The organism is Citrobacter europaeus, assembly GCA_020099315.1.
Lineage (GTDB): Bacteria > Pseudomonadota > Gammaproteobacteria > Enterobacterales > Enterobacteriaceae > Citrobacter > Citrobacter europaeus.
The window spans coordinates 1,431,449-1,446,503 of sequence record CP083650.1 but is presented as its reverse complement, the minus strand read 5'-3'; the positions used below and the strand labels follow the sequence as shown (position 1 = coordinate 1,446,503).

Below are 15,055 nucleotides of genomic sequence, written 5' to 3'. Positions count from 1 at the left end.
TGACGACTCCTGTCTTAGCGTGCCGGCTGAGAAGTCACAGTGGACTGCTCGTAGTGATAACGACCGGTTTTCAGGCTACTCGGCCCAAGGCGTGCGAACTTGAACATCAGATACAGTTCAGCCACCAGGAACAGGGTATACAGGCCGCAAATCAACAGCATCGAGAAGATGAGGTCGCCAGCGGTCAGCGAAGAGTTCGCTACGGCTGTTGGTAACACTTCACCAATCGCCCACGGTTGACGACCGTACTCTGCGACAAACCAACCGGATTCGATCGCAATCCACGGCAGAGGAATCGCATACAGCGCAGTGCGCAGCAGCCATTTTTTCTCACCGATACGGTTACGAAGTACGGTCCAGAAGGACACAGCGATGATTGCCAGCATCAGAATGCCGCATGCCACCATGATACGGAATGCGAAGTACAGCGGCGCAACGCGAGGAATAGAATCTTTCGTTGCCTGCTGAATTTGCGCTTCGGTCGCGTCGGTGACGTTATCCGTATAGCGTTTCAGCAGCAGACCATAACCCAGGTCTTTCTTCATGCTGTTGAACTGATCGCGAACGGCCTGATCGGTCGTACCAGCACGCAGCTCTTCCAGCAGTTGATACGCTTTCATCCCGTTACGGATGCGCTCTTCGTGCTGCACCATCAGATCTTTCAGACCAATGACCGGTGTATCAACAGAGCGGGTGGCAATGATGCCCAGCGCATAAGGAATTTGAATCGCAAAATGGTTTTCCTGCGCATCCTGGTCCGGAATACCGAACAGCGTAAAGGAAGCCGGTGCAGGCTGAGTTTCCCATTCTGCTTCAATCGCAGCGAGTTTGGTTTTCTGCACGTCGCCCATTTCGTAACCGGATTCATCACCCAGAACGATAACAGACAGAATTGCAGCCATACCAAAGCTGGCGGCGATGGCAAAAGAACGTTTAGCGAACGCGAAGTCACGACCGCGCAGCATATAGTAGGAGCTGATCCCCAGAACGAACATCGCGCCACAGACATAACCAGATGCCACAGTGTGAACAAATTTCACCTGTGCAACCGGGTTGAGCACCAGTTCAGAGAAGCTCAGCATCTCCATACGCATGGTTTCGAAATTGAAATCCGCGGCGATTGGGTTTTGCATCCAGCCGTTCGCAACCAGAATCCACAGCGCGGACAGGTTAGAACCCAGAGCTACCAGCCAGGTGACGCACATATGCTGGACTTTACCCAAACGGTCCCAGCCGAAGAAGAACAGACCTACAAAGGTGGATTCGAGGAAGAAGGCCATCAAACCTTCGATCGCCAGCGGCGCACCGAAAATATCCCCTACATAGTGGGAGTAGTAGGACCAGTTAGTCCCGAACTGGAACTCCATGGTCAGACCGGTTGCCACACCCAGAGCGAAGTTGATACCAAACAACTTGCCCCAGAACTTGGTCATATCTTTATAAATCTGTTTGCCGGAAAGGACGTAGACCGTTTCCATGATGGCCAGCAAGAACGCCATACCGAGCGTCAGTGGCACAAACAGGAAGTGGTACATCGCGGTCAAGGCAAACTGTAAGCGCGACAGTTCGACTATATCTAACATCATGACTCCTTGCTCATCGCATGAAGACTCCGAGAGTGAACCCCGTTAGAAAGGGTCACACGCATGCCCCAATACAAATTTATCTGCTTCCCCCCGCCGCTGCCCTTTCCTCTCATTTGAAGAAAGGACAATGATGAAAGGTTACAAACATGTTAATAAAACACTCAAATTGATCCCGCAATTATATTACGCCGTAAAATCCTTACAATAAACAGGTTTTTATCGAGGTAAATTTGCATTTTTCGATAGTGATCAATTTATAGCTAATTTACCACCTTCAGACCAATTTGATCTGCAGCAATTTAACCTCTTTTGATGCCGTTTACCAAGTTTTAAACATTGATTTAAATCAATTTTCAAATTTAATGTTAATAGTGTTTAGCAGTAAGATGACTAGTGAACATCATGTTAACAACATGTTTTTCAATGAGTAATTGCCGTTACTACAAATGATAGGTTATTTATTTAAATCTACACGATCTTTTAACTCGCCTGGCTGACAAAATTGTCCGCAGATAAAGAGTCACTATTGCTGGGTAGCTCACAGTTTTTTGTTTAGCAAGTCATGGATTTGTTATTTCATACAAATTGTTCATTTAAATTTCACTTATAATTAACACCAAGATGTAACTATCTCAAATTGAAGCGAAAGCGTAGCTCATTGACAGACGCATTGCGTTTGGCGTTCTCCCGCAGAGCGCAGCCGTTCCGCTTAAATCATCACTTAAAGTTATCATTCACCTATCTTCTTCTCTTATATGGCAATGTTTAAATATGCCACAAACAATTCATTATCATTTTTATCCTAAATTTAACAAAAGATAATTATGACATATAAGATTAAAAAATAAAAAACCGTTATCCCGTTCACAAGTTATTTAGTAAATGTGATTTTTTAAATTATTAAAAATGGTGCATAAACGAGGCGCGCAACAAAATAAGATTTCGATCACAAACATGGCAAGTTATTTATTACCCAATTTCCTAACAAATTAAAAATCATCGCAAAAACAAATCATAAGACACTGATAGTAAAGTGATTTTATAAAAAAATAATATAACAATCATTTTGCGCAGGATATTTTGAAAATAGATCAATTGCTTCCTTTTCCGCTTCCACAGAAACTTCAACCCTATTAAGAGGTTGCCACAATCCATGTTCTAAATATTAGAAAACAATTTTCACTTATTGACCATCAGCCCTACAGAGGATTACCCATGAAGAAATCTACACTTGTTATTGGCGTCATCGGTGCTGACTGCCATGCAGTAGGTAATAAAGTTCTGGATCGCGTTTTTACAGCTCATGATTTTCACGTAATCAACCTCGGGGTGATGGTGAGCCAGGATGAATATATTGATGCCGCGATTGAAACAGGCGCCGATGCCATCGTGGTGTCCTCTATCTACGGTCACGGCGACATTGACTGCCTCGGGTTACGTGAGCGCTGCATAGAACGTGGCCTCGGCGACATTCTGCTGTACGTCGGCGGCAACCTGGTCGTCGGTAAGCATGACTTCGCCGATGTGGAAGTGAAGTTTAAAGAGATGGGATTTAACCGCGTCTTCGCACCAAGCCATGACCTGGAAGATGTCTGCGCGCTTATCACTAATGATATTCACCAACACAATGGCCTTGAGCAGCGTTGCCTGGAAGAGGCTATCTGATGCAAACAGTTTCTGTCGATATCGGCTCGACATGGACCAAGGCTGCCCTCTTCGCCCATGAAGGCGAAGAATTAACCCTGGTAAACCATGTCCTGACCCCAACCACCACACATCATCTGGCAGACGGTTTTTTTGCCAGCCTGAATCAGGTGCTGAACGTTGCCGATGCTCGCCCGTTACTGAAAAGTGGTGAAGTGCAGTTGAAATACTCTTCTTCGGCCAAAGGTGGACTCGCCGTTGCAGCAATGGGGCTGGTGCCTTCCATTACGCTGGAATCGGCCAAAGTTACCGCCCATTCGGCAGGAGCGAAAATCGCGCAATATTATTCGTACAAGCTCAACCGTCATGACATTCAGGAGCTGGAATCTTCCCCCCCAGACATTCTGCTGTTTACCGGCGGTACAGACGGTGGCGAAGAAAGCTATGGCCTGGCGAATGCGCACGCGCTGGCAGGCTCAAAGCTTGATTGCGCCATTATCTACGCCGGAAACCGGGACATTCAGGACGAAATACAAACGATTCTCGGACATAAGGATCTGACCACGGTAGACAACATTCTGCCAGACCTCGATCACCCGAATCCGTTTGCCGCGCGCCAGGCGATTTGCGATGTGTTCTTGTCACGCATTGTCAAAGGCAAAGGTCTGGACGTCATTGTCGGCGAAACAGGCGAAGAGCCAATGCCGACGCCATGGACGGTATATGAGTTAGTTAAAGCCATTAGCGATTACGACAGCGCATGGAAGGAATTCATGCTGATTGATATGGGCGGAGCCACCACGGATGTCTATTCGGCCAGCGCGAATACCCTCTCCCCCGATACCGTCCTGCATGGTGTTCCTGAACCGTTCGTTAAACGTACCGTTGAAGGCGACCTGGGAATGCGCGTTTCCGCCGTCGTGGTGGGAGAAAGCACGCAGGAAATGGTGAAAGTCATCTTCGCCCAACAACCGCAGCGCGAGGAAGCGTTTTACCGCTACCTGCGTCACCTGGTTGGGCAACCGGATTACCTGCCACTCAGCGAGGAGGAGAAATATTTCGACACCCTGCTGGCAGGTTTGTGCGTGGGCTATGCCGCTGAGCGCCACGCGGGCACTAAAAAGCAGGTTTGCACCTGCGTGGGTAACGTGGATTTACAGATGGGTCGCGATCTCACCACCGTACGCAAAGTCGTCGGTTCAGGGGGATGGCTCTCTCGCGCCAGCCAGTTCGATATCCATAACTGGCTCAAATACCGGGAGCTGGACGACCAGGGTAAAAGAATTCTGTTACCGAATCAGTTTGAGTATTACCGCGATTCAAATGGCCTGCTCCCGCTACTGGCAAACGTCGCCAGGCTGTACCCGCAAGCCGCTGCTCGCACCAGCATTCAGTGTTTAACCCTATAAAACTTAAGGCAGCTACGAATGGAACTTCGAAATAAAAAATTGACCCATGACGAATTCATGACCGAAAGGCATCAGGTGTTACAAACCTGGGAAACCGGCAAAGACGTTGAGAACTTCGAAGATGGCGTGAAGTACCAGCAATCAATTCCAGATAAAAAGCGCTTCTCCCTTGCCTTGCTGAAGGCCGATCAGGAAGGAAAAACCCTGAGCCAGCCGCGCGCAGGCGTAGCATTAATGGATGAGCATATTGCGCTGCTCAAAACATTGCAGGAAGAGTGCGACCTCCTGCCGAGCACAATCGATGCCTATACCCGTCTGAACCGCTATGAAGAAGCCGCTGTCGGGATCCAGAAATCTATCGAAGCAGGTACTTCCAAACTGAATGGTTTACCGGTTGTCAATCACGGGGTTGCTGCCTGCCGCCGGATGACTGAATCGCTGGAAAAACCGATCCAGGTTCGCCACGGTACGCCGGATGCGCGCCTGCTGGCAGAAATCGCAATGGCCAGTGGCTTTACCAGCTACGAAGGCGGCGGTATCTCCTACAACATCCCTTACGCTAAACGCGTCACCCTGGAAAAATCCATCCGCGACTGGCAGTACTGCGACCGCCTGATGGGCCTGTATGAAGAGAACGGCATTCGCATCAACCGTGAACCGTTTGGCCCGCTGACCGGCACTCTGATCCCGCCGTTTATATCCCATTCGGTGGCCATTATCGAAGGTCTTCTGGCGCTGGAACAAGGCGTGAAGTCAATTACCGTCGGCTACGGCCAGGTCGGCAGCCTGACGCAGGATATCGCCGCTATTCAGGCGCTGCGCGAACTGTCTCACGAATACTTCCATAACCACGGCTTCGACGATTACGAACTGAGCACCGTTTTCCACCAGTGGATGGGCGGATTCCCGGAAGATGAAGCGAAAGCCTTCTCCGTTATCGCCTGGGGCGCAGCGGTTGCAGGTATGTCGGGCGCTACAAAAGTGATCACCAAAAGCCCGCACGAAGCGTTCGGTATCCCAACGGCAGCAGCTAACGCTCAGGGCCTGAAAGCGTCACGCCAGATGCTCAACATGGTCAGCGACCAGAAATTCCCGCAGTGCGCTGCCGTGGAACAGGAAGTAGATCTGATTAAGAGCGAAGTCCGCGCGGTACTGAAAAAAGTCTTCGAGCTGGGCAATGGCGACATTGCGCGCGGCACGGTGCTGGCCTTTGAAGCTGGCGTGCTGGATGTACCTTTCGCTCCTGCCGCCTGTAACGCCGGTAAGATCCTGCCTGTTCGCGATAACACAGGCGCAATCCGTATTCTTGAAGCCGGTGCCGTTCCGCTGCCGAAAGATATTCTCGCCCTGCACCACGACTATGTCGCAGAGCGCGCACATTTTGAAGGCCGCAAGCCTTCTTTCCAGATGGTCATTGATGACATCAACGCCGTATCCCACAGTAAATTAATAGGAAGACCATAATGAAAATCAAAAAGGCCCTTTTCACCGCTGGCTACTCCTCGTTTTATTTTGACGATCAGCAGGCCATCAAAAATGGCGCCGGTCATGACGGGTTTATCTATACCGGCGATCCGGTAACGCCTGGATTTACCTCTGTTCGTCAGGCGGGTGAATGCGTTTCCGTGCAGCTGATTCTGGAAAATGGCGCGGTAGCGGTGGGCGATTGCGCAGCGGTGCAATATTCAGGCGCAGGCGGTCGTGACCCGCTGTTCCTGGCTGAAAACTTTATTCCGTTCCTCAACGATCACATCAAACCGCTGCTGGAAGGCCGTGACGTTGATGCGTTCCTGCCGAACGCCCGTTTCTTTGACCAACTGCGTATTGACGGTCATCTGCTGCATACCGCCGTCCGCTATGGTTTGTCTCAGGCGCTGCTCGACGCTGCGGCGCTGGCTACCGGTCGTCTGAAAACTGAAGTGGTTTGCGATGAATGGCAACTGCCGTGCGTGCCGGAAGCCATTCCATTATTTGGTCAGAGCGGCGACGACCGTTATATCGCCGTTGATAAGATGATCCTTAAAGGTGTGGACGTCCTGCCGCATGCGCTGATCAACAACGTGGAAGAGAAGCTGGGCTTTAAAGGCGAAAAACTGCGTGAGTATGTACGTTGGTTATCCGACCGCATCTTAAGCCTGCGCACCAGCGAACGTTATCACCCGACGCTGCACATTGATGTGTACGGCACGATCGGTCTGATCTTCGATATGGATCCGGTGCGCTGCGCTGAATACATCGCCAGCCTGGAAGTCGAAGCCCAGGGTCTGCCGCTGTATATCGAAGGTCCGGTTGATGCCGGTAACAAGCCGGATCAGATCCGCATGTTGACCGCCATCACCAAAGAGCTGACTCGTCTGGGTTCCGGCGTGAAAATTGTCGCCGACGAATGGTGTAACACCTATCAGGATATCGTGGACTTTACCGATGCGGGCAGCTGCCACATGGTACAGATCAAGACTCCAGATCTTGGCGGCATTCATAACATTGTTGATGCAGTGCTGTACTGCAACAAACACGCCATGGAAGCCTATCAGGGCGGTACCTGTAACGAAACGGAAATCAGTGCCCGCACCTGCGTACACGTGGCACTTGCCGCGCGTCCAATGCGCATGCTGGTTAAACCGGGTATGGGTTTCGATGAAGGTCTCAACATCGTGTTTAACGAGATGAATCGCACCATCGCGTTGTTGCAAACTAAGGATTAAGAGATGGCACGCACATTTAAGATCTTATCGCCTACGGCTATCCTGGGTTATGGCTTCCCGGAAGAAAGTTTTCGTAAAGCCATGGAAGAGTCACCGGATCTTATTGCTGTTGACGCAGGTTCCTCCGATCCAGGCCCCCACTACCTGGGGGCAGGTAAACCCTTTACCGACCGGGCCGGCGTGAAACGCGATCTGCGCTATATGATTGTGGCGGGCGTTAAGAACAACATCCCTGTCGTGATCGGCACCGCCGGTGGTTCTGGCGCAGCGCCGCATCTGGAGTGGTGTCGCCAGATAATCCATGAGATCGCACAGGAAGAAAAACTGACCTTCTCAATGGCGCTGATCCCGTCTGATGTCGACAAAGAAATCGTCCATCAGGCACTGGATAACGGCAAGATTACTGCGCTCGATTTTGTGCCTGAATTAACTCACGAGGCAATTGAAGAGAGCACCTACATTGTCGCGCAGATGGGCGTCGAGCCTTTTCAGCGTGCGCTAGAAGCTGGCGCGCAGGTGGTCCTGGGCGGACGCGCCTACGATCCCGCCTGCTTCGCCGCGCTGCCGATAATGCAGGGCTTTGATGAAGGTCTGGCGCTTCATTGCGGTAAGATCCTTGAGTGTGCTGCCATTGCTGCCACCCCAGGCTCTGGCTCAGATTGTGCGATGGGGATCATTGACGACAACGGCTTTACGCTGAAGGCGTTCAATCCCAAGCGTAAGTTCACAGAAACGTCCGCGGCGGCGCACACGCTGTATGAGAAGTCCGATCCGTACTTCCTGCCAGGACCAGGCGGCGTACTGAACCTGAAAGCGTGCACCTTTACCCAGGTTAACGAGGGTGAGGTGTATGTCAGCGGTTCACGTCATGAAGAAACACCGTATGCATTGAAACTGGAAGGCGCGCGTCAGGTTGGCTTCCGCTGCCTGACCATCGCCGGAACGCGCGACCCGATTATGATTGCCGGGATTGACACCATTCTCGAAGAGGTACAGGCAAGCGTTGCGCGTAACCTCTCACTGAATGACGACAGTATCCGCATGACATTCCACCTGTATGGTAAGAACGGCGTGATGGGCAACCATGAACCAATGAAAACCGCCGGTCATGAACTGGGGATTTTACTGGATGTCGTTGCGCCGACGCAGGATATCGCCAACAGCGTTTGCTCGCTGGTGCGCTCTACCCTGCTGCATTACGGCTATGAAAATCGTATTGCGACTGCGGGCAACCTCGCCTTCCCGTTCTCGCCATCTGATATTCAAAGTGGACCGGTGTATGAGTTCTCGATCTATCACCTGATTGAAGCGAGCGATGCGCTGCGTTTTGATTTCCACATTGAACAGGTGACGCCAGAAGGAGTTCAGGCATGAAACACTCAATTTGTTCACTGGCGCAGGTTATTCGCTCCAAAAACGCCGGACCGTACGAACTGGTTTTAGATATTTTATTTAAAACCAGGGAAGACTATCAGCGGGTAAAAGCCTGCGAGCAATTAACGCCGCAGCTGATTGCCAGTTTATATAATGTTGAACCAGACTTTATTCATAATATCGTGTGGTTCGATCCGGCGAATGCCGTAAAAATAGTCATGCCGCGCGATATTATTTCCGGCAACGTTGGTGACAATGATGTTTATGGTGCGCAGCAACACGCCCCATTATTAAGTATTGAGTTCGACTTGTAACAAAAAACACAATAACAACCATTGGAGCACAGAATTCAGCGGTATCACAGTGCTTCGAATTATTCATGCGGTTGGTCACAACAGGCGTGCGTCTGAGCTGCTGTCCAGGCTCAGGCGCGCACCACCCTACACAATTCCAATTACCAGCCTTTATCCGATGGAGTACACATGAAGAAAATAAGTTTAACGAAGATGATCATATTAGGCCTGATACTCGGCATGATTGCCGGGGTGGCCATAAATAATATGGCCGCGGCTGAAACAGCAAAATCCTATGCAGCAGATATTTCCATTTTCACCACTATATTTTTACGCATGGTGAAAATGATTATCGCGCCATTGGTTATTTCAACTCTGGTTGTTGGTATTGCCAAAATGGGCGATGCCAAAACGCTGGGACGTATATTTTCGAAAACCTTCTTCCTGTTTATTTGCGCCTCTCTGGTGTCAATTGCACTGGGTCTGGTTATCGTTAATATTTTCCAGCCAGGCGCTGGCATCAACTTTGTTCCGCATGACGTCGGAGCTGTTGCCGCCGTTAAATCAGAGCCGTTTACGCTGAAAGTGTTCATCTCGCACGCAGTGCCGACCAGTATTGTCGACGCAATGGCGCGTAACGAAATTCTGCAGATCGTGGTGTTCTCAATTTTCCTCGGTTGCAGCCTGGCCGCAATTGGTGAAAAAGCCGAACCGATTGTGAAGGTTCTGGATTCACTGGTGCACGTCATGCTGAAACTGACTGGCTACGTCATGCTGTTTGCGCCACTGACCGTTTTTGCCGCTATTTCAGGTCTGATTGCCGAACGTGGTCTGGGCGTGATGGTCAGCGCCGGGATCTTTATGGGTGAGTTCTACCTGACGCTGGGTATGCTGTGGGCGATCCTGATTGGCCTGTCAACTATGATAGTCGGGCCTTGCATCGCACGTTTAACGAAATCAATCCTCGAGCCGGCGCTGCTGGCCTTTACGACCTCCAGTTCTGAAGCCGCCTTCCCGGGCACGCTGGACAAGCTGGAAAAATTCGGTGTTTCTTCAAAAATCGCCAGCTTCGTTCTGCCTATCGGTTACTCCTTTAACCTGGTCGGATCCATGGCGTACTGCTCCTTTGCTACCGTCTTTATTGCCCAGGCGTGCAACATCGAACTGAGCATGGGCGAGCAAATTACCATGCTGTTAATCCTGATGCTGACCTCTAAAGGGATGGCGGGCGTACCGCGTGCATCCATGGTGGTTATCGCCGCAACCCTGAATCAGTTCAATATCCCGGAAGCCGGTCTGATCCTGCTGATGGGCGTCGATCCGTTCCTCGATATGGGTCGTTCCGCCACCAACGTCATGAGTAACGCAATGGGTGCTGCCATCGTGGGCCGTTGGGAAGGTGAACACTTCGGCCAGGGTTGCCGTGGAACAGCGCCAGTGAAGACCCCGGAGCAGGAACGCCCGGTTACCGAAACAGAAGTCGCTTTGTCCTGATACTACGTTAATGCCGGATGGCGCTTGCGCTTATCCGGCCTACATAACGTTTAACTATCCGTAGGCCGGATAAGGCGGTACGCCGCCATCCGGCACCAAGATGAGCACACCAACAGGAAAGCACCATGACTAAAACTCTTCTCGGCGTGAGTATTTTTTCCTTCAGCGTTTTGTTTAGCGCAACGACTCTCGCGCAAACCACGCCGGATTACGCAAAGCTTATCGACCAGGCACATCAAAAATATAAAAGTAACAACGATGGTAAAGTCGCCGACTACATCCCTGCCCTGGCGACCTACAGCCCGAATAATTTTGCCATCACCATTGCCACGGTGGACGGCAAGATCTATCAGGTTGGCGATGTTAACAAACCCTTCCCAATGGAATCCCTGAGTAAAGTATTCACCATGGCGCTCGCCATGGAACAGCACGGTCCTCAGGTCGTGCTGGATAAACTCGGGGCCAATGCCACCGGCATGCCTTTCAACTCCGGTTTAGCGGTTGAGCTAACCAAAGGCGCGCCAGAGAACCCGCTGGTTAACGCCGGGGCGATGAGCGCCGTAAGCCTGATTGAAGCCAAAGACAAAACCGATCGCTGGAACAAAATCCTCGACAACCTGAACGTCTGGGCCGATGCCAAACTCACGGTTAACGAGCCGGTTTTCCAATCCGAGATGGAAACCAACCAGCACAATCAGGCGCTGGCGAAGCTGATGGAATCCTATAACAGCTTCTATGGCAACACTGACGAAGCCGTCGAAATTTATACCCGCCAGTGCTCGGTAGATATCACCGTTGAGCAACTGGCCAAAATGGGTGCTGTACTGGCGAACAAAGGCAAATCTCCATTCAACGGCAAGCAGTTGTTGAATGAAAAATATGTTCCACAGGTGCTGGCAGAAATGGCGATTGCCGGACTGTACGACGGCAGCGGTAAATGGCTGTACACCGTTGGCATCCCGGCGAAAAGCGGCGTCGGCGGCGGAATGGTGGCCATTGTCCCGGGGGAATATGCGATTGCCGTCTATTCTCCGCCGCTGGATGAAGCCGGTAACAGCGTTCGCGCCCAGAAAACAATCGAATACGTCGCTGAAGCGACGCAGGCCAATGTCTTTTTAGCAAAATAACTTGATGCCGGATGACGCTTCGCTTATCCGGCCTACGAGTAGCGCATTTATTTACGCCGTGATGCGGCAAAAATGAAGAGGTGAGAAGTAAACATGTCTAAACCATTTGTCTGGCAGGAACTCTTTGTTCAGAGTAAAGATAATACAGAATATGAATTACTGAGTAACCAGCACGTAACGGTCTCGGAGTTAGACGGAGAGGAAGTGATTAAGGTTGCGCCAGAAGCGTTAACCTTATTAGCACAGCAGGCGTTTTATGAGGCTTCATTTTTCCTGCGCGCCGGACATTTAAAACAAATTGCCAGCATTCTGCACGACCCTCAGGCCAGCAGTAACGATAAGTACGTCGCATTACAACTGCTCCGCAATGCTGAAGTTTCGGCCAAAGGCGTCCTGCCCAACTGTCAGGATACCGGGACAGCAACCATTGTGGCCTGCAAAGGACAACATGTCTGGACTGGCGGCGATGACGCAGAAGCATTAAGCAAAGGCGTGTACACCACCTTCATCGAAAACAACCTGCGTTATTCGCAAAATGCCCCGCTGGACATGTATACCGAGGTCAATACCCAGACTAACCTGCCGGCACAAATCGACATTAGCGCCACGCCGGGCAACGAATACCGTTTCCTGTTCGTCAACAAAGGCGGTGGCTCTGCCAACAAAGCGGCGCTGTACCAGGAAACAAAATCCATTCTGCAGCCGGAAAAACTCACCGCGTTTCTGATCGAAAAAATGAAATCACTGGGCACAGCCGCCTGCCCGCCGTATCACATCGCTTTCGTCGTTGGCGGCTTGTCCGCCGACCAGGCGCTCAAGGTTGCCAAACTGGCTTCAACCAAATATTACGATAACCTGCCCACCAGCGGCAACGAACTGGGTCAGGCATTCCGCGATACAGCACTGGAAGCCGAGCTGCTCAATGCCAGCCGTGAATTTGGCATCGGCGCGCAGTTTGGCGGCAAATACTTTGCCCACGATATCCGGGTTATTCGCCTGCCACGTCACGGCGGATCCTGCCCTATCGCGATGGCCCTCTCCTGCTCAGCCGACCGCAACATCAAGGCCAAAATTAACAAACACGGAATCTGGCTGGAGAAACTCGAGCATAATCCGGGCAAATTCATTCCTGATTCACAGCGAGTAGAAAACGGTGCCCAGACCGTACAACTGGATCTGAATCGTCCGCTGCGCGAGATCCTGCATGATCTCTCCACCCTGCCAATAGGCACGCGTTTGTCGTTAAGCGGCCCGATTGTTGTCGCTCGCGATATCGCCCACGCTAACATCAAAGCGCGACTGGATAACGGCGAACCGATGCCGGAATACATGAAAAAGCATATCGTTTATTACGCAGGTCCCGCCAAAACCCCGGAAAATCAGGCCTGTGGCTCAATGGGTCCCACCACCGGCGGGCGTATGGATGGGTATGTCGATGCTTTCCAGGCGCAAGGCGGCAGCCTCATTATGCTCACCAAGGGTAACCGCAGCCAGCAGGTCACTGATGCCTGCCACAAACACGGTGGATTTAGCCTCGGCAGCATTGGCGGTGCCGCAGCCCTGCTGGCTCAGCAGTACGTGAAAAGCCTGCAGTGCCTTGAGTATCCAGAGCTGGGAATGGAAGCGGTGTGGATGATGGAAGTTAAAAATATGCCTGCCTTCGTATTGGTGGATGACAAAGGCAATAATTTCTTTAGCCAGTTTGAACAGCAGCATCGCTGCGCAACCTGTCCGGCAGGACATTAAGGAGTCATCATGGAAGCGCGAGCCAATAATGACAGGCACCGCCAGCGTCAGCAGAAACTGAAAGAACAAGTTGATACCCGCGTGGCGGCGGCAACGGAGAAAAAAGGGATCCTGATGGTCTTCACTGGCAACGGTAAAGGCAAATCCACCGCAGCCTTTGGCACAGCAACACGCGCGGTTGGTCACGGAAAAACCGTTGGCATCGCGCAGTTTATTAAGGGCCAGTGGGATAATGGCGAGTACAACACGCTGCAACCTCTCGGCGTCGAATTTCATATTATGGGCACCGGATTTACCTGGGAAACCCAAAATCGGCAAGCGGATATTGAGGCGGCGACGGTAGTCTGGCAGGAAAGTAAGCGCATGCTGGCTGATGCGCAGTACGATCTAGTGGTGCTGGATGAGCTCACCTACATGCTGGCTTACCACTATCTGGATACCCAGGAGGTCATCAGCGCTATCGAAAATCGCCCTGCGGAGCAAAGCGTCATCGTTACCGGGCGCGGATGCCATGCGCTGTTGCTGGAGCTGGCCGATACGGTCAGTGAAATTCGCCCGGTCAAGCACGCGTTTGACAGTGGAATTCAGGCACAGGTTGGGATCGACTGGTAGTTGTTCTTTTGCCGGAGACGATGCTAAGGCGTCTTATCCGGCCTACCAATCTTGTAGGCCTGATAAGCCACCATCAGGCAGCCGATACCACGGATTTATTCAACAGCCAGTCGCGGAAGATCTGTAAATGCGCGGACTCCGATTTCTCTTCACGCCACGTCATGATGAAACGGTTCCCGGTGCGCATCGGAACATCGCAAGGAATGACCATATCACCACTATCCAGATCGTGCTGAATGGCAAAACGGGGAAGCAGCGCAACCCCAAGATTAGAACGGACCGCCGCAATCAGCATCGACAACAGATCAAATCTCGGGCCTTTATTGACCAGCGGGCTGCTGACGTCGGACAGCGCAAACCATTCCTGCCAGCCTTTGATTCGTGTGCTCTGGTGCAAGAGCGGGTATTCGTTCAGCAGCTCTTCAACAGCCAGTTTCCGTTCCGGTTCGGCCAGCAGACAGCGGCTGCATACCGGCAGAATTTCCTCTTCAAACAGATACTCAACCCCTGACCACGGCGAGTAGAAGTCTTCGCGCATAATTGCCGCGTCATACTCACGATTGAGAAAATCACCCTTATTCGCCAGCGAATGGATGTTTACGATAATATCTGGATTGAGTTTGTTAAACTCGCGCAGGTTTGGGATCAGCCAGTGCGTACTGAACGTCGGATTCACCGCCAGCTCAATAACCTGTACGGTCGGCTGCCAGGTCATTATTGTGGTCGTATCGCGCTCGAGCTTATTTAACGTTTCCTTAACGATATTTAAATAATGTTTGCCGGCCGCATTTAAAAAAATACGTTTTTTCGCATGATTAAATAGCGCGGTATTAAGAAAATCCTCCAGCGCATTCACCTGGCGGAAAACAGCACTTTGTGTTAAAGCCAACTCTTCGGCTGCCCGGGTATAACTTTCGTGACGCGCAACCACTTCAAAAGTTACCAGCAACTCCGTCTTGGGTATTTTTCCTCTCATAACCTCTTCCATATGCAGCGTACAAAAATAGTTTAATAAATAAAAAATAATTCAAGACACCCAGATAAGCATCGAGAGTTATATTTTAT

Annotated in this window: 12 protein-coding genes; 10 read left to right on the top strand and 2 right to left on the bottom strand. The window is 51.2% G+C overall.

The genetic code is table 11. The features are described from left to right. Nucleotides 1-14: 14 nt before the first annotated feature. Complete coding sequence (gene cydA / locus LA337_06680) at nt 15-1,583, bottom strand: cytochrome ubiquinol oxidase subunit I (protein UBI18413.1); 1,569 nt, start codon at nt 1,581-1,583, stop codon at nt 15-17. A gap of 1,218 nt (nt 1,584-2,801) precedes the next feature. Between cydA and LA337_06675 the strand changes: the two genes are divergently transcribed. The 10 genes from LA337_06675 (at nt 2,802) to cobO (ending at nt 13,990) form a co-directional block, all read left to right on the top strand. After that, complete coding sequence (locus LA337_06675; GenBank protein UBI17375.1) at nt 2,802-3,251, top strand: methylaspartate mutase subunit S; 450 nt, start codon at nt 2,802-2,804, stop codon at nt 3,249-3,251. Beyond that, nucleotides 3,251-4,639 carry a glutamate mutase L gene (locus LA337_06670; protein UBI17374.1) on the top strand — a complete coding sequence of 463 codons (1,389 nt, stop codon included), beginning with the start codon at nt 3,251-3,253 and terminating at the stop codon, nt 4,637-4,639. The genes LA337_06675 and LA337_06670 overlap by 1 nt, the downstream gene beginning before the upstream one ends. 18 nt (nt 4,640-4,657) lie before the next feature. Beyond that, entirely contained in the window at nt 4,658-6,103 is a 1,446-nt protein-coding gene (locus LA337_06665) for a methylaspartate mutase subunit E (GenBank protein ID UBI17373.1), read from the top strand. Further along, on the top strand, nt 6,103-7,344 hold the full coding sequence (locus LA337_06660; protein UBI17372.1) for a methylaspartate ammonia-lyase: 1,242 nt from the start codon (nt 6,103-6,105) through the stop codon (nt 7,342-7,344). Before LA337_06665 ends, LA337_06660 begins: the two co-directional genes overlap by 1 nt. Nucleotides 7,345-7,347: 3 nt before the next feature. Next, nucleotides 7,348-8,718, top strand: coding sequence for a DUF1446 domain-containing protein (locus LA337_06655; GenBank protein ID UBI17371.1), 1,371 nt, complete (start codon nt 7,348-7,350; stop codon nt 8,716-8,718). Then, a complete protein-coding gene (locus tag LA337_06650) occupies nt 8,715-9,032 on the top strand; it encodes a DUF4387 domain-containing protein (protein UBI17370.1) in 318 nt (105 codons plus the stop codon). Before LA337_06655 ends, LA337_06650 begins: the two co-directional genes overlap by 4 nt. A gap of 168 nt (nt 9,033-9,200) precedes the next feature. Continuing rightward, nucleotides 9,201-10,505 carry a dicarboxylate/amino acid:cation symporter gene (locus LA337_06645; protein UBI17369.1) on the top strand — a complete coding sequence of 435 codons (1,305 nt, stop codon included), beginning with the start codon at nt 9,201-9,203 and terminating at the stop codon, nt 10,503-10,505. A 125-nt stretch (nt 10,506-10,630) separates the two neighbouring features. Then, nucleotides 10,631-11,632 carry a glutaminase A gene (gene glsA / locus LA337_06640; GenBank protein UBI17368.1) on the top strand — a complete coding sequence of 334 codons (1,002 nt, stop codon included), beginning with the start codon at nt 10,631-10,633 and terminating at the stop codon, nt 11,630-11,632. Nucleotides 11,633-11,725: 93 nt separating this feature from the next. Further along, a complete protein-coding gene (locus tag LA337_06635; protein ID UBI17367.1) occupies nt 11,726-13,378 on the top strand; it encodes a class I fumarate hydratase in 1,653 nt (550 codons plus the stop codon). A 9-nt stretch (nt 13,379-13,387) separates the two neighbouring features. Then, nucleotides 13,388-13,990: a cob(I)yrinic acid a,c-diamide adenosyltransferase gene (gene cobO, locus LA337_06630; protein UBI17366.1), complete on the top strand. Its 603-nt coding sequence runs from the start codon at nt 13,388-13,390 to the stop codon at nt 13,988-13,990. A gap of 73 nt (nt 13,991-14,063) precedes the next feature. On the opposite strand, the gene LA337_06625 is transcribed toward cobO, so the two are convergent. After that, nucleotides 14,064-14,966, bottom strand: coding sequence for a LysR family transcriptional regulator (locus LA337_06625; GenBank protein UBI17365.1), 903 nt, complete (start codon nt 14,964-14,966; stop codon nt 14,064-14,066). Between the last annotated feature and the right edge of the window lie 89 nt (nt 14,967-15,055).